The organism is Lacrimispora sanguinis (genome assembly GCF_044987295.1).
Taxonomy (GTDB): Bacteria; Bacillota; Clostridia; order Lachnospirales; family Lachnospiraceae; genus Lacrimispora; species Lacrimispora celerecrescens_B.
The window spans coordinates 1,649,688-1,676,036 of sequence record NZ_CP173277.1 but is presented as its reverse complement, the minus strand read 5'-3'; the positions used below and the strand labels follow the sequence as shown (position 1 = coordinate 1,676,036).

The 26,349-nt window shown below is 43.6% G+C and carries 24 protein-coding genes; 20 read left to right on the top strand and 4 right to left on the bottom strand.

Annotated elements, in window-relative coordinates:
* The first annotated feature begins 102 nt into the window (after positions 1-102).
* Positions 103-1,383 (top strand): group II intron reverse transcriptase/maturase, encoded by a 1,281-nt coding sequence (gene ltrA / locus ACHZES_RS07835; protein ID WP_395548351.1) that lies wholly within the window; start codon positions 103-105, stop codon positions 1,381-1,383.
* An 80-nt stretch (positions 1,384-1,463) separates the two neighbouring features.
* On the opposite strand, the gene ACHZES_RS07830 is transcribed toward ltrA, so the two are convergent.
* On the bottom strand, positions 1,464-2,822 hold the full coding sequence (locus tag ACHZES_RS07830) for an MATE family efflux transporter (protein ID WP_395548352.1): 1,359 nt from the start codon (positions 2,820-2,822) through the stop codon (positions 1,464-1,466).
* A gap of 229 nt (positions 2,823-3,051) precedes the next feature.
* Here ACHZES_RS07830 and ACHZES_RS07825 point away from each other — a divergent pair, with 229 nt between their 5' ends.
* The 15 genes from ACHZES_RS07825 to ACHZES_RS07755 all read left to right on the top strand — a co-directional run bounded on the left by ACHZES_RS07825 (position 3,052) and on the right by ACHZES_RS07755 (position 19,616).
* Positions 3,052-3,978, top strand: a complete 927-nt coding sequence (locus ACHZES_RS07825; RefSeq protein WP_404820347.1) for an AEC family transporter — start codon at positions 3,052-3,054, stop codon at positions 3,976-3,978.
* 180 nt (positions 3,979-4,158) lie between these two features.
* On the top strand, positions 4,159-4,467 hold the full coding sequence (locus ACHZES_RS07820) for a PTS fructose transporter subunit IIB (protein ID WP_038279009.1): 309 nt from the start codon (positions 4,159-4,161) through the stop codon (positions 4,465-4,467).
* 45 nt (positions 4,468-4,512) lie between these two features.
* Positions 4,513-5,619, top strand: coding sequence for a PTS fructose transporter subunit IIC (locus tag ACHZES_RS07815; RefSeq protein ID WP_395548354.1), 1,107 nt, complete (start codon positions 4,513-4,515; stop codon positions 5,617-5,619).
* Between the two features lie 84 nt (positions 5,620-5,703).
* Positions 5,704-6,588: a class II fructose-bisphosphate aldolase gene (locus ACHZES_RS07810; protein ID WP_154521750.1), complete on the top strand. Its 885-nt coding sequence runs from the start codon at positions 5,704-5,706 to the stop codon at positions 6,586-6,588.
* A 24-nt stretch (positions 6,589-6,612) separates the two neighbouring features.
* Positions 6,613-8,574: a BglG family transcription antiterminator gene (locus tag ACHZES_RS07805; RefSeq protein WP_395548355.1), complete on the top strand. Its 1,962-nt coding sequence runs from the start codon at positions 6,613-6,615 to the stop codon at positions 8,572-8,574.
* A 13-nt stretch (positions 8,575-8,587) separates the two neighbouring features.
* Positions 8,588-9,037 carry a PTS sugar transporter subunit IIA gene (locus ACHZES_RS07800; protein ID WP_038278996.1) on the top strand — a complete coding sequence of 150 codons (450 nt, stop codon included), beginning with the start codon at positions 8,588-8,590 and terminating at the stop codon, positions 9,035-9,037.
* Between the two features lie 23 nt (positions 9,038-9,060).
* Positions 9,061-10,056 (top strand): aldo/keto reductase, encoded by a 996-nt coding sequence (locus ACHZES_RS07795; protein ID WP_395548356.1) that lies wholly within the window; start codon positions 9,061-9,063, stop codon positions 10,054-10,056.
* Between the two features lie 33 nt (positions 10,057-10,089).
* On the top strand, positions 10,090-10,773 hold the full coding sequence (locus ACHZES_RS07790) for an RpiB/LacA/LacB family sugar-phosphate isomerase (RefSeq protein ID WP_395548357.1): 684 nt from the start codon (positions 10,090-10,092) through the stop codon (positions 10,771-10,773).
* A 126-nt stretch (positions 10,774-10,899) separates the two neighbouring features.
* A complete protein-coding gene (locus ACHZES_RS07785; RefSeq protein ID WP_395548358.1) occupies positions 10,900-12,282 on the top strand; it encodes a 6-phospho-beta-glucosidase in 1,383 nt (460 codons plus the stop codon).
* A gap of 207 nt (positions 12,283-12,489) precedes the next feature.
* A complete protein-coding gene (locus tag ACHZES_RS07780; RefSeq protein WP_395548359.1) occupies positions 12,490-13,236 on the top strand; it encodes a MurR/RpiR family transcriptional regulator in 747 nt (248 codons plus the stop codon).
* A 319-nt stretch (positions 13,237-13,555) separates the two neighbouring features.
* Positions 13,556-14,044, top strand: a complete 489-nt coding sequence (locus ACHZES_RS07775; RefSeq protein WP_051835058.1) for a MarR family winged helix-turn-helix transcriptional regulator — start codon at positions 13,556-13,558, stop codon at positions 14,042-14,044.
* A gap of 107 nt (positions 14,045-14,151) precedes the next feature.
* On the top strand, positions 14,152-15,882 hold the full coding sequence (locus ACHZES_RS07770; RefSeq protein WP_395548360.1) for an ABC transporter ATP-binding protein: 1,731 nt from the start codon (positions 14,152-14,154) through the stop codon (positions 15,880-15,882).
* Positions 15,879-17,717 carry an ABC transporter ATP-binding protein gene (locus ACHZES_RS07765; RefSeq protein WP_395548361.1) on the top strand — a complete coding sequence of 613 codons (1,839 nt, stop codon included), beginning with the start codon at positions 15,879-15,881 and terminating at the stop codon, positions 17,715-17,717. The genes ACHZES_RS07770 and ACHZES_RS07765 overlap by 4 nt, the downstream gene beginning before the upstream one ends.
* Before the next feature lie 19 nt (positions 17,718-17,736).
* Positions 17,737-18,417, top strand: coding sequence for an HlyD family secretion protein (locus tag ACHZES_RS07760; RefSeq protein WP_051835057.1), 681 nt, complete (start codon positions 17,737-17,739; stop codon positions 18,415-18,417).
* Positions 18,418-18,443: 26 nt separating this feature from the next.
* On the top strand, positions 18,444-19,616 hold the full coding sequence (locus tag ACHZES_RS07755; protein ID WP_038278980.1) for an efflux RND transporter periplasmic adaptor subunit: 1,173 nt from the start codon (positions 18,444-18,446) through the stop codon (positions 19,614-19,616).
* 95 nt (positions 19,617-19,711) lie between these two features.
* Here ACHZES_RS07755 and ACHZES_RS07750 read toward each other — a convergent pair whose 3' ends face one another.
* On the bottom strand, positions 19,712-20,134 hold the full coding sequence (locus ACHZES_RS07750) for a helix-turn-helix domain-containing protein (RefSeq protein ID WP_038278978.1): 423 nt from the start codon (positions 20,132-20,134) through the stop codon (positions 19,712-19,714).
* A 144-nt stretch (positions 20,135-20,278) separates the two neighbouring features.
* Between ACHZES_RS07750 and ACHZES_RS07745 the strand changes: the two genes are divergently transcribed.
* Complete coding sequence (locus ACHZES_RS07745) at positions 20,279-20,671, top strand: pyridoxamine 5'-phosphate oxidase family protein (RefSeq protein ID WP_353655122.1); 393 nt, start codon at positions 20,279-20,281, stop codon at positions 20,669-20,671.
* Between the two features lie 184 nt (positions 20,672-20,855).
* Here the strand turns inward: ACHZES_RS07745 and larE are convergent, their stop codons facing one another.
* Together larE and ACHZES_RS07735 are read right to left on the bottom strand one after the other, a co-directional pair.
* Positions 20,856-21,692, bottom strand: a complete 837-nt coding sequence (gene larE / locus ACHZES_RS07740; protein ID WP_038278972.1) for an ATP-dependent sacrificial sulfur transferase LarE — start codon at positions 21,690-21,692, stop codon at positions 20,856-20,858.
* A 304-nt stretch (positions 21,693-21,996) separates the two neighbouring features.
* The gene (locus tag ACHZES_RS07735) at positions 21,997-22,650 is read right to left on the bottom strand and encodes a superoxide dismutase (protein WP_395548362.1); all 654 of its coding nucleotides are present in this window, start codon (positions 22,648-22,650) and stop codon (positions 21,997-21,999) included.
* Positions 22,651-22,953: 303 nt separating this feature from the next.
* Between ACHZES_RS07735 and ACHZES_RS07730 the strand changes: the two genes are divergently transcribed.
* The 3 genes from ACHZES_RS07730 to ACHZES_RS07720 are packed head-to-tail and all read left to right on the top strand — an operon-like array spanning position 22,954 to position 26,342.
* Complete coding sequence (locus ACHZES_RS07730; protein ID WP_395548363.1) at positions 22,954-24,336, top strand: efflux RND transporter periplasmic adaptor subunit; 1,383 nt, start codon at positions 22,954-22,956, stop codon at positions 24,334-24,336.
* A gap of 12 nt (positions 24,337-24,348) precedes the next feature.
* The gene (locus ACHZES_RS07725; RefSeq protein WP_395548364.1) at positions 24,349-25,140 is read left to right on the top strand and encodes an ABC transporter ATP-binding protein; all 792 of its coding nucleotides are present in this window, start codon (positions 24,349-24,351) and stop codon (positions 25,138-25,140) included.
* The gene (locus ACHZES_RS07720; RefSeq protein WP_038278966.1) at positions 25,134-26,342 is read left to right on the top strand and encodes an ABC transporter permease; all 1,209 of its coding nucleotides are present in this window, start codon (positions 25,134-25,136) and stop codon (positions 26,340-26,342) included. Before ACHZES_RS07725 ends, ACHZES_RS07720 begins: the two co-directional genes overlap by 7 nt.
* The last annotated feature ends 7 nt before the right edge of the window (positions 26,343-26,349 follow it).

Genomic DNA, 26,349 nt, shown 5'->3' with positions numbered 1-26,349 from the left:
AACAATCAACTAGTTGAAGTAGGTTCCGACTTGTAGTAGATACAACACCTGTCGATGACGTCAAAGGTGGTAGAAACGAACGGGACAGAAAGGAAACAACGCATGGACACAATTAGTCTAATGGAGCAAATAGTAAGTAAAGGCAATCTTAATGCCGCATATTTGCAAGTCGTAAGAAACAAGGGAGCAGAGGGTGTGGATGGAATGGAATACACAGAACTAGGCGAATACCTTTCGAAGAACGGCGAAATAATTAAGGAACAGTTGCGGACACGCAAATACAAACCGCAACCAGTAAGGCGTGTGGAGATACCAAAGCCAGATGGAGGAATCAGGAAACTGGGGGTACCAACCGTTACAGATAGATTTGTTCAACAAGCTGTAGCACAGGTACTAACACCGATATTCGAAGAACAGTTTCACGACCACAGTTATGGATTCAGGCCAAACCGATGTGCACAGCAGGCGGTAATCACAGCGTTAGAAATGATGAACGATGGGCACGACTGGATAGTGGACATTGACCTGGAAAGGTTCTTTGATACAGTAAACCATGATAAGCTGATGACGATATTAGGCAGAACAATCAAAGACGGAGATGTTATCTCAATCGTACGAAAGTTCTTGGTCAGTGGAATAATGGCTGATGATGAATATGAGGACTCTATTATAGGAACCCCGCAAGGTGGGAATATATCCCCATTATTAGCAAACATCATGTTGAATGAACTGGATAAGGAAATGGAAGCAAGAGGATTGGACTTTGTCAGATACGCAGATGACTGCATTATAATGGTTGGAAGTGAACTGGCGGCTAACAGAGTAATGAAAAGCATTTCAAAATACATTAAAGAGAAGCTTGGATTAAGTGTTAATGTTAGCAAAAGCAAAGTGGATAAACCAAAAGGAATAAAGTATCTCGGATTCGGATTTTACTATGACCCATTTGCGAAACAGTATAAAGCGAGACCACATGCTAAATCAGTAGCAAAATTTAAGGCAAAAATGAGAGAAATTACTTGCCGAAGCTGGGGTGTCAGCAATGCTTACAAGATTCAAAAGCTAAATCAGCTCACACGGGGCTGGATAAATTATTTCAAAATTGGAAGTATGAAAGGGCTTTGTGAGAAATTGGACAGTAGCATACGATATCGATTGCGTATGTGTATCTGGAAACATTGGAAGACCCCGAAAAACAGAGCAAAGAATCTTATGAAGCTTGATGTACCAAGATGGGCAGCATTTAAGATTGCATACTGCGGAGATAGATATGCGAGGCTCGCACATAATGGTTGGGTACAAAAGGCTATAAATAATGAAAGACTAGCCCGTTACGGACTAGTCTCCATGTTAGATTACTACACCGAAAAGTGTACTTGTTAAGTTGATTGAACCGCCGTGTACCGAACGGTACGCACGGTGGTGTGAGAGGTCGGAAATTTCTCAGGTAGAGGAATTTCCTCCTACTCGATTACTTCATCGGTTTTGCGATTATTTACATAATAACGCCTGATTAAAATAACACCAATTACATCTGCAAGAGCCCAGCCGATAGGAATCGACCACCATATCCCAACAATTCCGATCCAATTCACAGCGGACAGTATATAAGCCAGGATAACTCTGATACCAAGACTTACTACGGTAAGTATAATGGATACTCCTGGCTTCCCGATCCCACGGAACAGACCATAAAACATAAACAAATACCCAATCAGGCAATAAAAGCCTGCCACAATGGAAAGGTATTGTACTCCAATCGTTAGTATTTCTGTTTCATTTTTATTAATAAAGATATACATCAAAGGCTTTGCAGACAGTAATATTAAGGCAGATATTATAACACAGTAAATGGTTATTATTTTAACAGCGGAGCGTATTCCGGTGTAAATACGCTTTTGTTTCCCGGCCCCCATATTTTGGGCAATAAAGGTAGAAAAGGCGTTGCCAAAATCCTGCACCGGCATATAAGCAAAGCTTTCTATTTTAACGACCGCTGCAAAAGCTGCCATTGCGGAAACACCGAAGCTGTTTACCAAACCCTGTATCAGCAAAATTCCAAAATTCATAACCGAGTACTGGACGCTGGAAAGAATGGAGTAATTGGAGATTTTTTTGAAAATGCTTTTATTAAAATATAAATGTTCTCGTTTAAGACGGATTAAAGGAACGCGCAGCATGCAAAAAAGAGCAATGCCAATGGCTGAAAAACCTTGTGCAATGATAGTGGCATAGGCGGCACCGGCTATTCCCATTTTAAGGGGAACCACGAATATGATATCCAGCACGATATTAATAATGGCAGATAGAATAAGAAAAACAAGGGGCACCACCGAATTACCGATGCTCCGCATGGCAGCGCTGAAATAATTGTAAATATAAGTAAAGCTGATTCCATAAAAAATAATCTGCAAGTAAGTTTTTGCATCCCAGTAAATTTCCTCAGGAATATTGATAAAGGCTAAAATTTTATCAATAAAAATGACAGAGCCCACATTGATAATAACTGTGACGATTCCAATGAAAATAAAAGCTGTAAAAAAGCAGTTTTTTAGTTTATCAATTTCCTTTGCGCCAAAGATCAGGGAAAATACCACGCTGCTGCCCATGCAGAATCCAATAATGACTGAGGTCAATAGAACCATGACAGAAAAGGAACTGCCTACCGCAGCAAGGGCATTGGCACCAATAAACTTTCCCACAATCACTGTATCCGCAACATTATATAATTGCTGAAATATGTTACCTATGATCATTGGGATAGCGAAATTTATCATGGCCTTTGTTTCATTGCCGTTGATCAGATCTCTTGTAGTGTTCATGCTTTCTATAAAATCCTTTCAAAATATTAATTGCGGCAGATTTATGCAATGCATAAAGGGTATCATTAGAACATCCTTTTGTCAATAAGTGAGGAAATAGCGGTATAGGTAAAAAAGGGGTCTTATTGTTTTTATTTAGGATCAATGCTATGATAGTAAAAAATATAAGAGCAGAAATCAGATAAAAATTATATAAGGAGATTGCCGGATACCGTGCAAACATAAAAAAATGAATTTGGCACATATTACAGTCAATAAAATTATGGAAATGTTCATTATCATGGTGATCGGAGCAGTTACATTTAAAACAGGAATTGCCGATAACGGAACAAGTAAAAGGATGTCTTCGATCCTGTTAAATGTGATTACTCCCTGCATGATCATCGTATCCTATCAGATGGAATTTGACAGAGAACTGTTAATTGGATTGATTGTTACCTTGGGATTATCCGTGGCCAGCATTTTTTTATCGATCCTTCTTTCCCGACTTCTGATCCGTTCCAAAGAAAACCCAGATATGTCAGTGGAAAAGTTCTCCATGATTTATTCCAACTGCGGCTTTATCGGCATTCCCATAATCAATGGATTGCTGGGAGTAAAAGGCGTGTTCTTTATGACCGCTTATATCACCGCATTTAATATCATGATCTGGTCCCATGGAATCCTTCTGATGAAGGGAAAGACCGGAAATCTGATGTCTACTGTGAAAAGTTTTATCAATTCGTCTACTGTGGCAATTGTAGTAGGGATTCTTTTTTTTGTAACTGGACTTCATCTGCCGGAAGTAGTGGGTAATCCGCTATCAATGATCGGAGCCATGAACACGCCGGTTGCGATGCTGATCTCCGGTATGAATCTGGCGGAAAGCGAACTGCTTTCCTGTTTAAAAAGCCCCAGAACCTATATGATCAGCGCAGCAAAGCTCCTTGTAATCCCTCTCATTACCTTGGTACTGCTCATGGCAGTCAGGGTGGATTATGCCATTGCCGTCACGATTTTAGTAGCCTCTGCCTGTCCCAGCGGTGCAACGGGAGCCATGTTTGCTTTGCAGTATAACAAAAACAGCCAGTACGCCTCAAAGTTATTGGCTGTGACAACAGTTTTGTCACTGGTCACCATACCTGCCGTCATGTTGGTTGGAGGTATGGTTTTCTGAATGAGGACTGTTTAAAAGGGAAAACGCCCTGCAGAATGTTTTAAGCCTGCAGGGTATTTTTGTATCATGCCCTTTTGAAACAAACAAAAATTTACCGTAACATTATGCCGCTTTTCATTTACCGTTGAAGCCATTTGAGTGATAAAGTTAATATAACTTAAAAAAGCGAGGAGGAAGTGTATGAAGATTTTAGCCATCACGGCATGTACGGCGGGAATCGCCCATACGTACATTGCCAAAGAGAAGCTGGAAAATGCAGCAAAGGAACTGGGAGACCACATCAAGGTGGAGACCCAGGGCTCTATTGGGGTGGAAAATGAGCTTACCCCTGAAGATATCCGGGAGGCAGACGTAATTCTAATTTCCGCAGATATCAGGGTAAGTAAAGACCGTTTTACAGGAAAACCGGTCGTGGAGATTCCAATCAGCATGGTGATGAAATCTCCCAAAGGGGTAATTTCAAAGATACACGAAAAAATGGGGAAGTAGCCAAAACGCAGCAAAGAAAAGAATATGGAGAAAGAGGGGAATACAATGGCAAGGCAAAAACTTGATATTAAAAAACATGTTATGACTGGAATTTCTTATATGATTCCTATTGTTGTATGTGGGGGAATTCTCTGTGCACTGGCAAAGGGGTTTGGCGGATATGATATCGGCAGTGCCGTAGAGGCAGGGGCAACACCGTTTACCAATTTAAATCCCTTTTCCTGGATTGGCTTTTGGTGGGGAGTGAATAAATTAGGTTCCATAGCAATGGATTTTGCGGTAGCAGTGATGACGGCCGGTGTGGCCTATTCCATTGCAGGGCGGCCTGGAATCGTACCTGGTATTGTAATCGGCTACTGTTCGTCCCAATCCAAGGCGGGGTTTTTAGGGGGACTGCTCATGGCCTTTATCATTGGATCCTTTGTGAACTGGATGAAGACCTGGAAGCTTCCCAAATGGTGTGTAGGACTGATGCCGGTTATGTTCATACCGGTGATATCGACCGTGGTATGCGGTATGATTTTCCTCTGTGTGTTCTCAATTCCACTCTCCTTTGTTATGAATGTGTTCCAGCAGTGGATCATCTCCTTAAACGGAGGAGCAAAGGCTGTGATCGGAGGGGTTATAGGCGCCTGTATGGGATTTGATATGGGAGGTCCCATTAACAAGACTGCCTCCATGGCTGCTAATGCTCTGGGAACAGATGGGATTAACGGACCTATGGCTGCCAAGATCATCGGAGGTATGACCCCTCCTATCGGAATATTTATCGCTACCTTATTAAGGAAAAACAGATTTTCAAAAGTGGAATTGGAAACAGCTAAAACAGCTCTTCCTATGGGCCTTTGCTTTATTACGGAAGGTGTTCTTCCCTTTGCGGCAGCGGACCCTGCAAGAGTGATTCCAAGCAGTATGATCGGTTCTGCTGTGGCCGGAGCCATTGCAGTAGGTATGGGCTGTGAGTCTGTAGCAGGCCATGGAGGTATTTTCGTGGTTCCCATGATGAAGAACCCCTTGTGGTTCTTGATTGCACTGGTCATTGGGTCTGTGGTGACGGGAGTTATCTACGCATTTTTAAAGCAGCCTCTAGAAGAACAGGTAGAAAAAGAAGAGGAAGAACTTGACTTTGATTTGGATATTAATATCCAGTAAGACTGAGGATAATATGGAACGCCCTGCGGGCATACCTTTATGCCCAGAAAACATGGGCATAATTAAGGAAAGGAAGAAGAAAGCATGTTAGTATCAATGAAAGCCATCCTTGATGATGCAAATAGAAATTACTACGGTGTTATGGCTATGAACAGCATTAACATAGAGATGGCCAGAGCGGGGATTATGGCAGCGGAAGAGGAGCATTCTCCTATTATCATGCAGTTTGGGCCTGGGCAGATGAAAAATCATGCCCATGCAGAAGAAATGCTTCCGGTGATAAAGGAACTGGCATCAAGGGTCCATGTACCGGTTGCCTTAAATCTTGACCATGGTTCTGATTTTTACACCATTGCGGACTGCATCAACCGGGGATTTACCAATGTTATGTACGATGGCTCATCCTTACCTTATGAGGAAAATGTAAAGCGTACGGCAATCATTACCGCCCTGGCTCATGGCATGGGCTGCTCCGTAGAAGGGGAACTGGGACATGTAGGCCAGGCGGACCAAGAGGACGATGCGGATACGGATTTGTATACAGATCCTGGCCTTGCAATGGATTTTGTGGAAAAGACAGGAATTGATGCTTTGGCTGTGGCAATTGGCACGGCCCATGGGGCTTATCCCAAGGGAAAGATACCGAAGCTGGATTTTGAACGCCTTCATCTGTTAAAAGAGACGTTACATATCCCTTTGGTGCTTCACGGAGGATCCGGCTCCGGAGAAGAAAATTTAAGAAAGGCGGTTGCCGGAGGCATCAACAAGATTAATGTATGCACCGATGCCTTTGAAGCAGGCAAGACAGCTATGCTTAAGGAGATTGGGAAGAATCCGGAGATCGATTACATGCATCTTTGCATGGCAGCGGAAGCAGGGATCAAGCAGTTTGTAAAGGACTATATGAAGGTGATCGGTTCCAGCGGAAGATATATTTATGGGGCTGCAAAGCAGGCAGGAAATGAGTAATTCCTAAAGGATAGGGGTGTTTACTTGAAGGAAGATAAGATCGCATTATATAACAATAAAATATTGCAGTGTCTGTTAAACGGAGATACTTACACCATACTGCAGCTTGCCGATAATGTGGGATTATCTGAAAAAACGGTAAGGACCCGTATGAAGCAGCTTGATGAATGGCTGGAGGCGGAAGGGCTAGGGAAAATAGAAAAGAGGCGGGGAACCGGGATATGGCTGGAGCTTGACGGCAGGCAGAGAAAAATACTGGAAAGCCGCTTGGAGTTTGGGGATAACCCTGCCGGAGATTTCGATAACCGGAACATACAGCTGATGGGCAAGCTTCTCAAAATGAAGCCAGGAGAAGTCGTAACCCTTCAGCAGCTGGCGGATAGTCTCTATTTAAGCCCTCCCACCGTCAGCAATCTGCTGAAAGACATTTCGGGATGGTTTGAGGAACGGAACATAAAAATAACAGCCGTACGGAACAAGGGAATATGCCTGATAGGGAAAGAGTACAGCTTCCGGATTGCAATCAAGGATTATATGCTGGATATGCTGCCGGAAATCATGGAGGCGCTCTTTGGAACTTATGCACCGGGAGTGGATGCGGCCCATATCCGGCGCATGATCGTGGAAGCGGAAAACGCCTGGCGAATCGAGCTGGCCGATCATTCCTTTAAGATGGTATGGATCATGACATGCCTGTCTGTTTCCCGTAAAGGTCTTGACGATGGACTTCTTTCCAGCAATATGCAGGAGGAAAATATCCAGCGCTACAATGAATATTCTTTTGCCGAATCCATTTACCAGAGGATCGGTAGGGAATATCAGGTTGACTTATCAGAGGATGATAACGTCCTTCTAGCGGTGCTTTTGCTTTCGGCGAAAAAGCTGAAAAGCTTTACCGATGTCAGCGACGAGGATTATGCCATGCAATATGATAAGAATCTGGAACATTTTGTAAAGCTGGTAATCGAAACCATTGGTGACCTGCTGGAAGCAGACCTTTCCGGAGACCAGATGCTGTATGAAGGCCTGCTGATCCATATGAGGTCTGCCATATTCCGGATGAAGTATTCCACGGTTGCGGGAGACAGCATAAGTAAGTATGTTAAGAACGAATACAAACAGACCTTTCTGGCAGCCTGGTCAACCAGCAGCTTATTTGAAGAGTATTACGATGTACAGGTAACAGAGGATGAACTGGCAGGGATTGCACTTTATATCCAGGCTGCCATAATCCGCAGAAAAAAGGGGAGACCCCTGACCGCTTTGCTGGTGAGCCAAAGGGGAATGGCTGCCTGCCAGCTTTCCATTGAGATGATTAAATACAGCATTCCTGAGATCACGGACATACAGGCGGTCAGCCGCCATGATTTTAAATTGTCCCATCATCCGGAAACAGATATCATTATCAATGGATCCGGCCGGGATATCGAGGATTCCAGGGTAGTAATAGTGGAAGACCGCATAGGCGAAAAGGAAATTGAGATCATACGGCGGAAGGCTGCCCATGTCACCAGACTAAGGAATAAACCGGATTTCCAGTTTAACAGCTTATGCCACCAGTTGTTTGAGGTCGATTTAATCCTGGTAAGGCCTAAAGCCAAGGATAAGGATCAGCTGATTACCATGATGGTAAAGAGGCTGGAAGAAAAGGGAGATGTGACTCAGAATTATCTGGAAAGTGTATTTGACAGGGAAAGGGCTACTACGACAAGCATTGGCAGAGGAATTGCCATTCCCCATGGAAACATGGCAGAGGTGAATGAATCCCGCATTGTGGTGGCTATCTTAGACAAACCGGTCAAATGGCATGAGGATATGGTTGATACCATATTCCTTCTTGCAATAAAAATGACGTCAAAATTTGAGATAAAAAGGACAAAGCAGTTTTATAAAGATTTTCTGCTGCTTACAGAGAATGACGACAACATGGAGGCTATGAAACGGCTGGAGTCGTCTCTGGAAGTCTATCAGTATTTTATCAAGTAAGGGGAGAAACAAGATGGCAGTAAAAGAGATTCTGGATAAGAGAGTCATTGATTTAAAGATGAAAGCAGTTAATAAGGACGAGGTGATCCGCCATCTGGCAGGCCTCCTTAAGAAGGCGGGATACGTAGAAGATCTGGAAGGCTACATTAAAGATGTATATTTAAGGGAAGAGGAAGGAATTACAGGGATCGGAGGACATGTGGCTATCCCCCACGGAAAATCTGAATTTGTGGATAAGGTAGGGATTGCAGTGGGAAGAACGGAGCAGATGGTGGAATGGGAGTCCTACGATGAGGAGCCTGTGGACCTTTTCTTCCTGTTTGCCGTACCCTCCGATAGCGAAGGCGCCAAAGGCCACCTTCGCCTGATTGCGGAACTGGCGGGTAAGCTTGGAAATGAGGCCATCATGGGAAAACTGCAAGCTGCGTCTACTTATGAAGATTTACTGGACGCGTTTTCATAAAGGAAGATCATAGAGGTTTGATTATGGAAATGAGAGAGATAGGAAAATCAGGAATCAGGACCAATGCCTTTTCCCTGGGCTGCTGGGCAATTGGGGGCGGAGAATGGTGGGGAGCCAATGACGATGAAATGTCGGTGAAAACAATCCTAAGGGGGCTGGAACTGGGGATCAACTGGATTGATACTGCCAGGGTTTACGGCTTTGGACACAGTGAGGAAGTAATCGGGCAGGCGTTAAAGCAAACGGACCGCAGCCGTGTCATCCTTTCCACCAAATGCGGACTCCAGTGGTATGACCATGGAGGAGAGGTGCATTTTACAAAGGAAGGCAATACTGTGAGCAGGGATTTATCTCCTAAAGCCATACGGCGGGACTTGGAACTGAGCTTAAAAGCCCTGGGAACGGATTACATTGATGTATATTACACCCACTGGCAATGCAAAACCTATGGGAAGGTACCTGTGGCAGAGACGATGGGAGAGCTTTTGAGGATGAAGGAAGAGGGGAAAATCCGGGCCATTGGAGCGTCCAACGTGGATTTAAGAGTCCTTAAGGACTATGTGGCTGCAGGAGAGCTGGACGTGATACAGGAAAAATTCAGCATCCTGGACAGGAAATCTGAGACAGACCTCCTTCCTTTCTGCGAAGCAAATAGCATCACCCTTCAGACCTATTCCCCTATGGAACAGGGGCTTCTTGCCGGGAAAGCACCGGATGACTATATACCAAGAAAGGGAGAAGTCCGGGACGGAAAAACCTGGTGGAAGCCGGAGAATATCAGGACAGCAAATGAGATGTTGGCAGGCTGGAAGGACTTAACGGATAAGTATCAGTGCAGCCTTGCAAACCTGTGCATTAAGTGGAACTCCATGGTTTCCCCTAATATTAACGTGCTTTGCGGAGCCAGGAAGCTGTCCCAGATCGAGGATACTGCAAAATCCATGGACATTCCTCTGTCACAGGAGGACTTCTTAAGGATGAGAAGGGACGCGGATAAGGCCATAGGAAAACAGGTTTAGACAAAAAAGACAGACGGAAAGGAATGGAAACAAATGAAAATTGCATTATTAAATGAATTCAGTCAGGCGCCTAAGAACGGAATTATATTAAAGGAGTTAAAATCAGTAGCAGAACCAATGGGTCATCAGGTATACAATTCAGCAATGGAAAAACCCCTGTCAGATCAGGATGTGCCGGAGGCATATACCAAAGAAAACCCCAGGCTCACTTACTTGCATTTAGGCATCCAGTCAGCCCTTCTTTTAAATTCAGGAGCGGTTGATTTTGTAGTTACCGGATGCGGAACAGGACAGGGAGCATTGATGTCCTTAAATATGTATCCGGGTGTTGTTTGCGGATACTGCATAGAGCCGACGGATGCTTATCTGTTCTTGCAGATTAATAACGGAAATGCTCTGTCCCTTCCTTTTGCCAAGGGCTTTGGCTGGGGAGCGGAACTGAATTTAAACAATATTTTTACCAGGGCATTTGGTTCCCCAAAAGGGATGGGATACCCGGAAGGCAGGAAAGAGGCGCAGAACAGGAATGCCAATCTCCTTTTTGAAGTGAAAAAGCAGGTGGCAAAACCACTTTTAGAGGCTCTTAAATCCATGGATCCTCAAATGGTGAAGGAATGTATGATCCCAAGATTCTTAGATTGCTTTTATGAGGGATGTAAAGATGAAGAAATCAAGGCTTTTGTGGATCAGATGGCCGCAGATGCAAATGGAAAGTAAAAAACACAAGGTGTCTTTTACATGAAACATGTACCTAAACGGTTTGTTATGTTACTGGATGGGCTGCCTCTGTTTTCTTGCCCTCTTTTTTATATTATAATTTATATATAAAAAGGAGGGCTAAATATGAACAAGAAAATTAAAATTGTAACCATTGGAGGCGGTTCCAGTTACACTCCTGAATTAATGGAAGGGTTTATAAAAAGAAAAGACCATCTTCCCATAAAAGAGATCTGGCTGGTAGATATTGAGGCAGGAAAAGAAAAACTTGAGATTGTCGGAAATTTAGCAAAGCGCATGGTAAAGGCAGCAGGACTTGACTGGGAGATTCATCTGACATTAGACAGACGGGAAGCTTTAAAGGATGCGGACTTTGTTACCACTCAGTTTCGTGTCGGCCTGCTGGAGGCTCGTATTAAAGATGAGAGAATCCCCTTATCCCATGGAATTTTGGGCCAGGAAACCAATGGCGCCGGAGGCATGTTAAAGGCATTCCGTACCATTCCAGTTATTTTAGACATCGTGGAGGACATGAAAGAGTTGTGCCCCGATGCATGGCTTGTTAATTTCACAAATCCATCCGGCATGGTAACAGAAGCTGTTATGCGTTATGGTAATTGGAATAAGGTAGTAGGTCTATGTAACGTTCCCATTCTTTGCAGAAAGATTGCGGCAGGAGCTTTAAAGGAGAATGAGGAGGATCTGTTCTTCCGGTTTGGAGGTCTGAATCATTTTCACTGGCACAGAGTTTGGGACAAAGCCGGCAAGGAAAAGACCAGAGAGGTACTGGAAGCGGCTTATACCAGTGTTGAAAATATGAAAAATGCACTGAAGAGCTTTACCAGCGCAAATTCGGGAGTACAAAATATCCCCAATATTTCATTTTTGCCGGAACAGATTTTAAATCTTGGAATTATTCCGTGCATGTATCACAGATATTATTATATTACAGATGACATGCTCCAGGAAGAATTGGAAGCCTTTGCTAAGGGGGAAACCCGTGCCGAACTGGTAAAACGTACCGAGGCTGAATTGTTTGAACTGTATAAAGATCCGAATTTAAGCATTAAGCCACCGCAGTTAGAAAAACGGGGCGGGGCTTTCTATTCCGATGCTGCCTGTGAGTTAATTAATTCCATCTATAATGATAAGCGTACCCATATGGTAGTCAGCACGAGAAATAATGGAGCTATTTCCGATTTGCCTGATGATGTGGTGGTGGAAGTAAGCAGCATCATAACATCCGGCGGTCCGGTTCCGATTTCCTGGAGTTCCTTTGAACCCTCCAGCAGGGGACTGCTGCAGTTAATGAAAGACATGGAGTTAACTACCATTAAAGCAGCGGTAACCGGTGATTACGGAACTGCCCAACAGGCATTTACCATAAATCCTCTGGTTCCAAGCGGAAAAATTGCTAAGACGGTATTGGATGAATTATTAATTGCTCATAAGGAACATTTACCTCAGTTTAAAGAGACGATTGTTCGTTTGGAAGCTAAGAACAGCTAAGTTTTCCCAATTATATTATTTCTTTTCTGTGAAAGGAGTCATTGCATGCTGACATAAAAAGGTTAGTTGCAATGACTTCTTTTGGTGTTCATGGAATCCCTGTTCATTGAAAATACACCCCTTTTATGCTAATATAAAAAAGACAACCTGCAGGAGTATATTGACGATCAAATTTTGAACAATAAATATAAAAGGCGGTAAAGGGATATGATGATGTTTTCCAATCAGGTACTGAACCAGTTTAGTGAACTTGATTATGAGGTTTATAATTTCATATTGAAAAACAGTGAGAAGATTCCTTATATGACCATTCGGGAATTTGCCAATGAAGCCCATGTTTCCACAACGACTATTGCCCGGTTTTGCAGGAAAGTAAACTGCAATGGATTTTCCGAGTTTAAGATCAGATACAAGATGGAGCATGAGAGTACAAAGCCAATGAAACAGGGATTTGATTCCAGTTCAATTATAGATTTTTTCCAAAGGATCGAGACGGAATCGTTTCATGAACAGCTTAAGTCTATCGCCAACATTATCGCGGAAAAAAAGCAGATCATTTTTCTTGGGATAGGCAATTCAGGAATTATAGCGGAGTATGCAAGCAGGTATTTCTGTAACATCGGAATATTTGCCACAGGAATCAACAATCCCATGTTTCCTATTAATTTAGAATTTCCCAAGGAAAGCATTATTATCATTCTTTCCGTGGAGGGGGAAACGGACATACTCATTGAAAATTCAGAGATTATTAAGCAGTGCAACAGTACGGTCGTATCAATTACCAATAGTAAAAACAGTACTTTGGCTAAAATTTCTGATTACAATATCTCTTATTATATCCAGAGGGAACGGACGGTCTATAAGAAGATGAAGGTGGATATAACCTCCCAGTTACCGGCAGTATATATTGTGGAGGCTTTGGCAAAACTGGCAGTGCAGAGAAAACAAGGTTAAAAAGTGATAAAGAAAATTTAACATTCAATAGATTTAGGAAAGGGATTTGCTTGAGCATCAACAGGCTTCCCTTTTTTTTGTTAGTAATTATGATTAATAGCATCGAATACCGGTGGAATGCTCTTGTGAAAGATGCATGATCACCGGTATTTTCATGATGGGACCATGATTTTTTCATTACAGGATCATGCTGGATGAGTTACCAGTAATGTGTCGAATCTTAACGAAAAAATAATTGACACATCGTTTAAATGGATGTAGAATCATAAACATTGAAAATTGTTAACATTGTTAAGTGAAAAAATAGGGGGGTTTTATTGTGAAGGATGGACAGGAAGAGTACATAAAAAAGTTTAAAACAGAATTGGCTATGATGATGGGAAGAAAGCAAAGCATCCATAGAAACTGTGTGCCGGAAGGCGTCACACGCAGTGAATTCTTTGCGCTGCATCAAATATGGACCGGTATGAATGAAAATCCGGAAAAAAAGGGGATTCATGTATCCGCTTTGGCAAAGAGGATGAATATCGCATTATCGGCAGCATCCCGGATGCTGAACTCACTGGAGGAAAGGGGCTTAATATACAGGGAAATAGATCCCAAAAGCCGCAGAAATATCTGTGTTTCCTTAACGGAAGATGGAGAAAAACTATGGAAGAAGTGTTCAGGAGGTATGAGTGATCTTCTGGAACGGGTAATTATTAGCATGGGAGAAGAGGATGCAAGTAAATTAATTGAATTATGGAAAAAGTTTACGGAACTAATGGAGAAAGAAGTGGAATCAATGATGAAAGAAAAGGATATGTGAGGAATAAAGTAGATTGCAGAGGATAAAGACAGATTTAGAAAAGACAGACAGATCTACAAAACGTTTGACAGAAAGAATTAGAGATGAAAGGAAAGGAGGGAATCGATATGAAAATATTTTTTCGGTATTTTAAGCCATATATTTTATTTTTAGCAGTGACTGTGGCATTGTTATATAGTCAGGCGACTTGTGACTTATCACTTCCTGATTTCATGTCTGATATTGTAAATAAAGGAATTACAACGGGCAACACCTCTTACATTCTGAAAGTGGGATTTCAAATGTTAGGCATTGCCCTTATTAGTGCCTGCTGTACGATTGTCGTGGGTTTCATCGCCGCCAGAATAGCGGCTGGTGTCAGCCGTGATCTTCGCCAGGACATTTTCACGAAGGTAGAGAGCTTCTCCAATACGGAGCTGGAGAAATACTCCACCTCTTCCCTGATCACAAGGACAACAAACGATATCACCCAGATCCAGCAGTTGATCGTTATGGTAATCAGGATTGTATTTTATGCTCCGATCATGGGAGTTGGAGGCGTGATTCACGCACTGGATAAAAACAAATCCATGTCATGGATTATTGCACTTTCCGTGGCGTTGTTACTGGTAGTGGTATTCAGCATGCTTGCAGTTGTTTTGCCAAGTTTTCAATTTGTACAGAAGCTGGTTGACCGATTAAACCTGGTAGTAAGAGAAAGCCTGGAAGGAACGCTGGTGATCCGGGCATTTAACACCCAGCGTTTTGAGGAAAAACGGTTTGAAAAGGTGAATGTAAGGCTGACTGAAACAAATTTGTTTGTCAATAGAGTTACCTCCGGTATGATGCCGGCCATGATGCTGATCATGAATCTGACCAATCTCCTGATTATATGGGTAGGGTCTAAGGCAGTATCCTCCTTCCGTATGGAGGTGGGAGATATGATGGCCTATATGCAGTACGTTATGCAGATCATCATGGCATTTTTGATGATGACCATGATGTTTATTATGATCCCAAGAGCGATCGTTTCCATCAGGCGTGTTGTTGAAGTACTTCAGACGGAGCCCTCCATTGCAGATCCAAAGGATGCGGCTGAAATTCCAGAGTCTCCCAAGGGAGTTGTGGAATACCGGGATGTATCGTTCCGGTATCCGGATGCAGATGAGGATGTGTTACATAACATTACGTTTACGGCGATGCCGGGACGTACCACGGCATTTATAGGCGCTACGGGAAGCGGAAAAAGTACGCTGGTGAACTTACTCCCCAGATTCTACGATGTGACGTCAGGGGAAATCCTGATTGATGGAATCAATATCAAGGATTGGCCCATTCACCAATTGCGGGATACAATCGGATTTGTTCCCCAGAAAGGGGTTTTATTTTCTGGGACAATTGAAAGCAACCTGATGTATGGAGACCGGCAGGCCACCAGGGAACAGATCGAAGAGGCTGCGGATACAGCTCAGGCCACAGAATTTATCCATTCCAAGTCAGAGGGCTTAGAGTCCTCCATTGCCCAGGGAGGAGGAAATGTATCAGGCGGACAAAAGCAGCGTCTTTCCATTGCCCGTGCACTTGTAAAAAGAGCGCCTGTTAATGTGTTCGATGACAGCTTTTCCGCTCTGGATTTTAAAACAGATGCAAAGCTTCGGGCGGCCCTTCGTGAAAAAACCGGTGACAGCACGATCTTTTTGGTGGCACAGCGCATCAGCACGATTATGAATGCAGACCAGATCATTGTTTTGGAGCATGGAAAAATTGCCGGAAAAGGAACTCACCGGGAATTGATGAAAACCTGCGAAGTTTACCGGGAGATTGCATTGTCACAGCTTAGCGAGGAGGAATTGAAATGACAGAGAAAAAACCATCCAGTTCCCCCATGGGCCCAGGAGGCGGAATGCAAGGCAAACCAGAGAGTGCAAAGGACTTTAAAGGAACCATGCTGCACCTGGTTGATTATTTAAAGCCATATAAAGCCTCCGTATTCATCGTGATTTTGTTTGCCAGCTTTTCCTCCGTATTTTCCATTGCTGGACCAAAGATTTTAGGAAAGGCCACGACAAAGCTGTTTGAAGGCCTGATTGCCTGGGCAATGGGGACCGGATTATTAACGGATTTTCGGTATATCCGAAACCGACTGCTGCTTTTGGTGGTGCTTTATCTGGTGTCAGCTGCATTTTCTTACCTTCAGAGCTATATCATGTCAGGCATCAGCATGAAGGTGACTTATGAGCTCAGAAAAAATATTTCAGAAAAAATGAACCGTCTTCCCCTTAATTATTATGATACAAGAACTCATGGTGAGATATTGTCAAGGATCACCAATGACGTGGATACGGTGAGCCAGACCTTGAATCAGAGTTTGACCCAGATCATCACTTCAGTAACCACACTGGTGGGAATCGTGATCATGATGATATCCATCAGCATTCGGATGACCCTGGTAGCTGTTTTGGTCCTTTTCGTTTCCATGGGCTTAATTATGGGGGTGGTAAAGAAATCCCAGAAATATTTCCAGAAGCAGCAGGAGAGCCTTGGATACTTAAACGGCCATATTGAAGAAATTTACAGCGGCCATAATGTGGTTCAGATATTTAACGGAGAAAAGGAAGCAATAGAAAAGTTCCGTACCATCAACAACAAATTATATGGGTCAGCTTGGAAATCCCAGTTTCTATCAGGTATGATGATGCCCATTATGACTTTTGTCAGCAACTTGGGCTATGTGGGTGTCTGTTTATTAGGCGGATATTTAACCGTAGAAAAGGTGATAGAGATTGGAGACGTTCAGGCATTTATCCAATATATGAGGTCTTTTATGCAGCCCATTTCCCAGATTGCCAATGTATCCAATACACTGCAGTCCACAGCAGCAGCTGCTGAGCGTGTATTTGAGTTTTTAGATGAGCAGGATGAAGTACCGGAATGCGAGTCACCGATCCAGCTGCAGGAGATCCAGGGAAATGTAGAATTTAGAAATGTTGGTTTTGGTTATTCGCCAAATACAATGATTATCCACGATTTCTCTTCCGCCATAAATGCCGGCCAGATGGTCGCTATTGTAGGTCCAACAGGAGCGGGTAAAACAACGGTTGTGAAATTGCTGATGAGATTTTATGAATTAAATTCCGGTCATATTTTGATCGACGGCCATGACACTCTTGATTTTACAAGAGGGGACTTACGATCCATGTTCGGTATGGTGCTCCAGGAAACATGGCTGTACAATGCAACTGTTATGGATAATATCCGGTATGGAAATTTTGATAAGACAGATGAAGAAGTCATAGAAGCGGCAAAAGCGGCTCACTGCGATGAATTCATTCGTTCATTGCCGGGAGGTTATCACATGGTGATCAACGAAGAATCCAGCAACCTATCCCAGGGACAAAAGCAGCTTTTGACCATTGCCAGGACGATTTTAGCGGATCCTAAGATTTTGATACTGGATGAAGCAACCAGTTCCATTGATACAAGAACAGAAGTCTTGATCCAAAAGGCCATGGGTAAATTGATGCAGGGCAGAACCAGCTTTGTAATCGCCCACCGCCTTTCCACCATTCGGGATGCAGACTTGATTCTGGTAATGAAGGACGGCGATATCATAGAACAGGGAAATCATGAAACGCTGTTGGAAAAGAAAGGATTTTATGCAGATCTGTACCACAGTCAGTTTGCAGATCAATAATAGAATGGAGAGAAAAAATATGCAGGAAAACAAACATATTAATGTTGAGGATCAGGAAATAAAAACAGGAACAGGAAAACTAAAAAAGATCATAGCTCCACTGCTGATCATACTGGTGCTTGTCGGATGCGGGGTCGGATATTATATCTATAATTCCAGTGTCTCTTACTTTAAGACAAATAATGCAAAAGTAACGGCAAAGCTGTATTCCATAAAAGCGGTATCAAATGGCAAGCTTTTATCCTGGGATGTGGAAAATGGGGACTTAGTGGAGCAGGATCAGGTGATGGGACGGCAGGAAGTCCTTCCTTATATTAGTTCCCCTATTACAGGAACTGTAGTAAAGAATGACGGTGCCGTAAATCAGACGGTGGCCCTGGGATCAGAACTGGCGTTAGTAGCCGATACCTCAAATCTTTACATAGGGGTAAATGTGGAAGAAACAGATATCATGAAGGTTCACTTAGGACAGCGGGTGGATGTGAAAATCGATGCATATCCCGGAAAAACCTTTAAGGGGCAGGTGACGGAGATCGATCCGGCCACTCAAACCTATTTTTCCGGTAATATGAGCTTTAACACCAGCGGAGAATATACAAAAGTGACGCAGTTGATACCAATTAAGGTGACGATTGAAAACGAAGAAGATCTTCCCCTTGTTTTTGGGATGAATGCATCTGTTAAAATACATCTGAAATGAAAAGGGCTTACAGGAGGTCGGAAAAGATGAGAAAATTGATCACAGGTTTTATGGCAACGGCAATGCTGGTGGGCCTTCTTACCGGATGTGCGGGAGAGAGTAAACAGACTGAGGTAACCGTAGCGGTAGCGAAATCAGGTAAGGATTTGTCCACCATGGTGTGGCAGGGGACTGTGGAAGCACTCAGCGGTGTTGATGTGATGCCAAACAGCAATGGAAAGATTTTAGAGATCCCGGTAAATCAAGGGGATCATATAAATGCAGGAGATGTTTTGTTCCAGGTAGATAATCAGGATGCAAAACTTCAGCTGGAACAGGCAAAGGCAGGTTTTCAGGCAGCAGAAGCCGCTTTTAAAAATGCAGAGAAGGCAAGCAAACAAAATACAAGCGTAAAGCCGGCGGAAATTGCTTTCAATACAGCCAGAGATAATTTTAGCCGTATGGAAGCCTTATATTCCGGCGGAGCTATCTCCCAGGCAGAATATGAAGGAGCCAAGGCCCAGATGGATTCGGCATCCGTACAGCTTCAGGCGGCAAGAAACGGGCAGACAGGCAATTATGAGGTCACAAAGGCCCAGATGGACAGCGCCAAGGCTGCACTGGATATTGTACAGAAAAAATACGATGACTGCACGGTTACATCACCCATATCCGGAATGATAACCAATGTTTATGTGGAAGTTGGTCAAATGGTTTCCCCACAGGTTAAGGCAATGTCGGTGATTGACGACAGCGGCAAGAAGGTGAAGATCCAGGTGGCTGATATGGACATTGACCAGTTGAAAACAGGAATGCCCATGAATGTCAGCCTTCAGTCACTGGGTGAGAGCTGCCAGGGAACTATCTCCGAGATATCTGCAGTCAGCAATGCTTCCACAGGGATGTTTACTGTGACTGTACAGCTGGAAGAGGCAAGCAAGGCCAGCTATATTGGCATGACGGCGGATCTAAGGGTATCCGATAATACGGAAAACACTTCTGTATACATTCCGGCAAAGTGCATCCAGTCCGATGATTCCGGGTCTTTCGTTTATAAGGTTACCAATGGATCCGTGGTTAAGACGGCGGTTACAGAGGGGAAGAAAAAGAACGCTTATTATGAGGTGTCCCAGGGATTATCTGAAGGGGATGAAGTGGTAATGCAGAGCAGCAGTACGCTGGAAGACGGCAAAAAGGTTCATGTGCTGACTGTAAAGTAAGTTTGAATCAGGTAAAAGAACATAATAAAAGCACCGCCTTGTATATGCCTGGACAGTTAAGCAGGCATGTACAAGGCGGTGTTGGTTTATAGACATTATAAATCCTCAATGGCTTCCTTCTCTAGATTTAACATTTCATGGCATTTAGAACAGGGGAAGTTATTGGCGATGCAGACATCAACATTGCAGGTGGTCGTTTTATTTATATATGATGCACCCCATTCCATAATTTGAGTCATTATGGGAATAAAGCTCTCCCCAATGCTCGTTATGGAATACTCTACTTTTGGTGGAACTTCCTTATATACTTCTCTATAAATAAGGTTATCCCGTTCCAATTCTTTCAGCTGCTGTACCAGGACCCCGCGGGACACATCGGGGATAAGCCTTTGCAGTTCACCAAACCGTCTTGTTTTGCGGCTGACAATCCATAAAATCGTTAATTTCCATTTTCCCATCAATAAATTCTGCGTTACATTTACAGGACATAATTTGTTTGCATCAAATTTATCAGTCATCAAACATCCGCTCCTTTTCCAATAGTCATATTTTTATGACTATGTCATAATCATATGCCTACTTGTAAAGCATATCTTATTGTCGTACTATTATATAGCAAAGAAAAACAGCAGTCAATCCCTGCGAACATGGAGGATAAGCGAGTGAATGAAGTTTACGAATTTTTAAAAAAGTCTGAAACATATTATATTGCAACCATGGATGGCGATCAGCCAAGGGTCCGCCCATTTGGTACAGTGGACATTTTTGAAGACAGACTTTATATTCAAACAGGAAAGATCAAAAATGTTTCAAAACAGATACATGCGAATCCGAAAATTGAAATCTGCGGCATGGCTGGTGATCAGTGGATTCGTATCGAAGCTGTGGCTGTTGAGGATGACCGGAATGAAGCAAGGCAGCATATGCTGGATACTTATCCTATGTTAAAAGGGATGTACGCGGCTGATGATGGTAATACCGAAGTCTTTTATTTAAAAGAAGCCACCGCAACGATCGCATCGCTTAGGGATAAGCCCAAGGTCATTCGATTCTAACGAAACTATCTGCCTGCATTGCCGTGGCTCATGGTTAATGAAACCGACCAATGGGTTTCACACAGTATCCAACAAGACACCGCCTTTCCCGTGCCTGGCTGCTATTTGACCAGGCGTGGGAAAGGCGGTGTTTTGTTGCTTCTGTAGATTTAAGGGAAGGCTGGAGGCTGACACCATTTTTTTATCACATATGCTTACCGGCTTCGATGATATCGTCTTTAAGCATTTCGTTCATACTCCCGGTACGGTAGCCCAATAAATCCAGAGTAATATATGTAAATCCAAGTTCTTTAAATGCGCAATGAATTTTTTCGCGGTTATTAAGGGAAAGCATGATAGAGAATCCATCTGCGTCGGTTTCGATTCGTGCAAGCTTGCCGTGATAGCGTACCCGCACCTGGCCAAAGCCCATATCTAAGAGAAACTGCTCTGCTTTATCGATCATTGTTAAACGCGGGATGTTAATTTCCTCGCCATAGGGGAAACGGGAGGAAAGGCAGGCAAAGGATTGCTTATTCCATGTCGGCAATTCCATTTCTTTAGAAAGCTGCCGGATTTCTTGTTTGCTCAATTCTGCATAGCGCAAAGGGCTTTTTACGTCCAGCTCCGCAACTGCAATCAAACCGGGACGATAATCACCGTTATCATCCATATTAGAGCCTTCGGCGACATGATCGATCCCGTGTTCTTTTGCGACCTTCCAGATTTTTGTGAACAATTCCTGTTTGCAAAGATAGCAGCGGTTTGGGGGATTTTTCGAAAACCCGTCGATCTCAAGTTCTTCAGAATCGCATATGATATGAGCAATCCCTTCTTTTTTGCAAAAAGCGGCTGCTTCGTCAAGTTCTCTCTTTGGGAAAGAGCATGAACGGGCAGTAACGGCTATGACCTTATTGCCCAAAACATCATGAGCGCATTTTAATAAGAACGTAGAATCAACACCGCTGGAAAACGCGATTGCCACACTTCCTAAATCCTGTAAATAACCTTTTAGTTTTTCGTATTTTTGTTTTGCCTCCATGATTCTTTATCCTCCTGATTATTGAGTGTTAGGCAGTATTGGATCCGGCCACTTAAAGTTTTTATTCTCCATTAAATAAAAACGATGCCAAAAGACACTTGCGTTACGCGCTGCTGCTACGCAAGATCCGTTCATGGCATCCGTTTGATTTTAGTGAAAGAATTATAAACATACCTTCTTGGTATGCATTTCCATTATTTTACTACAAGCGTGAGAATATGTCAATCGTCGGACAGAGAAATGCAAATTAAATTGTGCATGCCTGGCTTTTATTTGACCAGGCATGCAATCGTTTTATGGGACTTTAATTCCGGCATTTCCTGCAATCAAAGCAGTCCAAGCAATCCATGTAACGCATATTGGCACATTCCCAGTCTACCACATTGAACCAGTTTTGAATGTAAGCTGCCCGGTCATTGTAATGCAATAAATAATAAGCATGTTCCCAAACGTCTATGGTAAGTACAGGGCAAAAATTTAGGACAATAGGAGTATCCTGATTCGCTGTGGTTATGATTTGCAGCTTGCAGTTTTGGTCTACAACCAGCCATGCATATCCGGAACCAAAAACAGACAGTGCCTTTTCCTTAAACTCATAAAAAAAAGCCTCTACACACCCGAATTCAGCCGCAATTGCATCATAGAGCTTTCCGGCCTGACAGCGTGTTTCAGAATTTGACATGCCGCTAAAATAAAAGATATGATTGAAAACGCCGCCTCCATTATTTCGGATGGACTGCCGAATATTTTTTTTCAGACAATCTACATTGCAGAGCAGCTTTTCCAGTGACCAGCTATGCAGGTCCGGACAGTCTTTGAGGGTATCATTAAGGTTGTTCACATAGGTTTGTAAGTGCCTGTCATGATGAAGACACATGGTTAGTGCGTCGATGCACGGCTCCAGTGCATCGTAAGCATATGGAAGGGGAGGATTTACAAATGGATAATGATCGTTCATTCGCTATTTTCCTATTTCTGTCATTTGTATAATTATATTCAGTAAATATGGGCATGTGAGGGTAAAACTTTTTTTGTTGTTTTTTTATTTTACTGTTTGTCTTAAATTAATGGATAATTTAAAGGCATATATGCCTGGGATATACCGATGATTAAAGCCCTTGTTAGGAAGCGTTATGAATAAAGAAGTTCTAGTAAATGGAAAAGTTTAGAAAATAATAAGAATTTTATACCTAAAAAAGTTATATCAGCCCGCTATAATAGAGAAAAAAGAAGTAGCGTCTAGCACAGGAGGGAAGCGGGCATGGAAAGATTTAAGAACGATGTGGAAGAAACAGGCGGATCAGCGGAAATGGAGCAAATGTCTGATGAAGCCTTTGATAAAGAGTTACAAAACCTGATGGAAGAGGAAAATAGCGGTAAAAAGAAGAAAAAGAAAGGCTCTAGAAAAAAATGGAGCAAAAAGAGAAAGATCATAACCATTGGAGCAGCGGCCATTGGGGCCTTTTTTATTGCCTTTAAAGTTCTGGCAGGGGGCGGCAGCGGTGCCTTACCGGTAACTGTTTCACCTCTTGCCAAGGGAGAGGTGGTCGATATGCTTTCAGTCAGCGGCCCTGTCCAGGGAACAGACAGCGTGGAAGTAGTATCGAATCTTCATGCGGAGATCCTGGAGCTTCCGGTAAAGGAAGGGGACAGGGTAGAAAAAGGGCAAGTTTTGGCAGTGCTTGATGACAAGGATGCAAAAAAGGAAGTAGACATTGCCCAGAACGCCTATGATCTGGCTGTCAGCACCTATCAGGATAAGCAGCTGGAAGCAGAGAACGGATATGCAAAAGCAAAGCAGGATTTTGATACGGCCAAAGCCAATTATAACCGGACACTGGCTCTTTACCAGGGCGGAAGTGCTTCCCAGGTGGAACTTGAAGCTGCGTCTAATACCATGAATGACGCACAGAGGGAAATAAGTACATATACCTTAAAGAACGGAAGACCTGTGGCAAATGAGTCCTATGCCCTGCAGATCGAGAAAGAGGCTTTTGAACTGGAACAGAAGAAGGAAGCGCTTACGAATACCAAAGTTACCAGCCCTATTGCAGGAACCGTAGTAAGGGTCAACTGCAAGGTAGGACGTTTTGCGGATAAAACCGACGATGACAAACCCATGTTTATTATTAACAACTTAGATGTACTTGAGATGAAGATCAATGTCAGCGAGTATTCCATCGGAAAGGTAGCCATCGGACAGCCGGTGGAGATCAGCGCCGATATTTTAAACGGTGAAACTGCAAGAGGTGAGGTGACCGCCATTTCTCCAACCGGTGAGGAGAAGGGAAATGGTTCTACGGAGAGAGTTATCCCTACCACCATACGGATTATAGATCAAAACACCCAGCTGATTGCGGGCATAACTGCAAAGGCGAAGATAGAGCTTCAAAAGGCAGAGAATGTATGGGTTGTCCCGATTTCCGCTATTATCCAGCAGCCAGATGGCAGCATGGCAATCGCTTGTGTAAAAGACAATACCGTTTCATTCATTCCAGTGACAACCGGTGTGGAGAGTGATATTCAGGCGGAAATTATTCCAAAAGAAGAAGGGGCCTTAACAGAAGGGCTGCAGGTAATCGATACTCCGTCCTCCATGCTTACAGAAGGAATGACAGTAACCGTGATTCCGCCGGTTCAGTAAGGGGGAGGCAGTATGTGGAAAAAGAAAGATAAGCTTCCCGCTTGCGTAACAGAGAATGTCCGGGAAGATTTGATAAAGCTGGTGGATGTGGTGAAGGTTTACGACACCGGATCCATTAAGGTGCTGGGTTTAAAACGGGTGAACTTAACCATAAAACGAGGGGAATTTGTAGCTATTATGGGACAGTCCGGCTCGGGTAAATCAACGCTTATGAATATTTTAGGGTGCCTGGACCGGCCCACGATGGGGCATTTTTATCTTGATGGGATTGATACGGCAGAACTTTCTGCTGATGAATTATCGGCAATCAGAAACCGCAAAATAGGATTTGTATTCCAGTCCTTTAACTTAATTGCAAGAACTTCCGCGTTAAAGAATGTGGAGCTTCCCATGACCTATGCCCACATTTCCAAAAAAACAAGGGAAGAACGTGCCTTAATGCTTTTAGAACGGGTGGGCCTTGGGAAAAGGTATGAACATATGCCCAATGAGCTATCCGGCGGACAGCGGCAGAGAGTAGCCATTGCCAGGGCACTGGCCAATGAGCCGCCCCTCATTATGGCTGATGAGCCTACGGGTAACTTAGATACCGCTTCCTCCGTGGAGATTATGGAGCTGTTCTCCCAGCTACACCGGGAAGGCGCCACTGTGGTGCTGGTAACCCATGAAGAGAACATAGCTGCATTTGCAGGGAGGATCATACGGTTCCGGGATGGGCAGCTGGTCAGCGATTTGCCCAATGTCCCCCAAAGTCAGTTACAGGAGGAGACAGCAAAAACGGAGAAAGAGGGGGCGCCATGCTGATAGAAAATATGAGTATGGCGCTTCACGCCATACGGTCCAATAAAATGAGGTCCTTTCTGACCATGCTGGGAATTATCATTGGTATTGGAGCGGTGATTGCCATTGTATCTGTGGGCGACAGTATGAGAAACTTGTTTACCGATGCCTATAAGGATGTGGGCTTTAACCGGGCAGTCATCATGGTATCCTGGGATGTAACAGATTTCCGCATGACGGATTATTTTACCAGGGATGAGATGGATCGGGTCAGGGATGTATACCAGGATAAAATTCAGTATATTGACAGTGATGCTAACACCGAGGCAGAGGCAGTCAACGGACGCAGAAAGGTAAAGTATCAGTTCCAGGGAATTGACTCCAATTATACCGATGTTCAGCCTTTGGATATTATTTACGGCAGAGCCCTCAATACGGCAGACGTAAAAGGGGCGGCAAATCATGTGGTACTGGAGGATAAGGGAGCAGTGCAGCTCTTCGGTACGGCTGACTGCGTAGGAAGAACCTTCCGCATGACCATTAATAAGGATACACAGGAATATATGGTTGTGGGAGTTTATCATAAGGATATTTCCCCCATGATGGCTATGCTTATGGGGAACGGGCAGACTCAGGCAGGATTTCTGCCATATACGGTTCTCACAAAATCCAATGATTATTTTCAAGACTTAAACTTTTACGTCCGGGAGGGAGTGGATGTGAACGCATTCCTTGCAGAACTCACCCGGTACGTGGCAAAATTAAAAGGCCGCCCGGAATCCGAGATCCGGACCATATCCGTGGTAGAACAAATGGGAAGCGTGGATACCAGCCTTTCAGCCATGGCGGCAGCCGTAGGTGGAATTGCTGCCATCTCTTTGCTGGTAGGCGGAATCGGAATCATGAATATTATGATGGTTTCGGTTACAGAGCGGACGAGGGAGATCGGAATCCGAAAGGCCCTGGGCGCCAGGACAAGAGACATCATGATTCAGTTTTTAACGGAATCTGCTTTTATGTCTGCCTGTGGAGGGATTATCGGCATCATTCTTGGAGTCGGCCTCGTTAAAGCAGGAGGTGCCGCTTTTCAGATGACCGTGGTCGTCAGGCCCTCGGTGGTGGTTATGGCTGTTGGCTTCTCGGCTCTTGTGGGTATTTTCTTTGGTCTTTATCCGGCCTCTAAGGCAGCTAAAAAAGATCCCATTGAAGCGTTAAGATATGAATAGGAGGGGA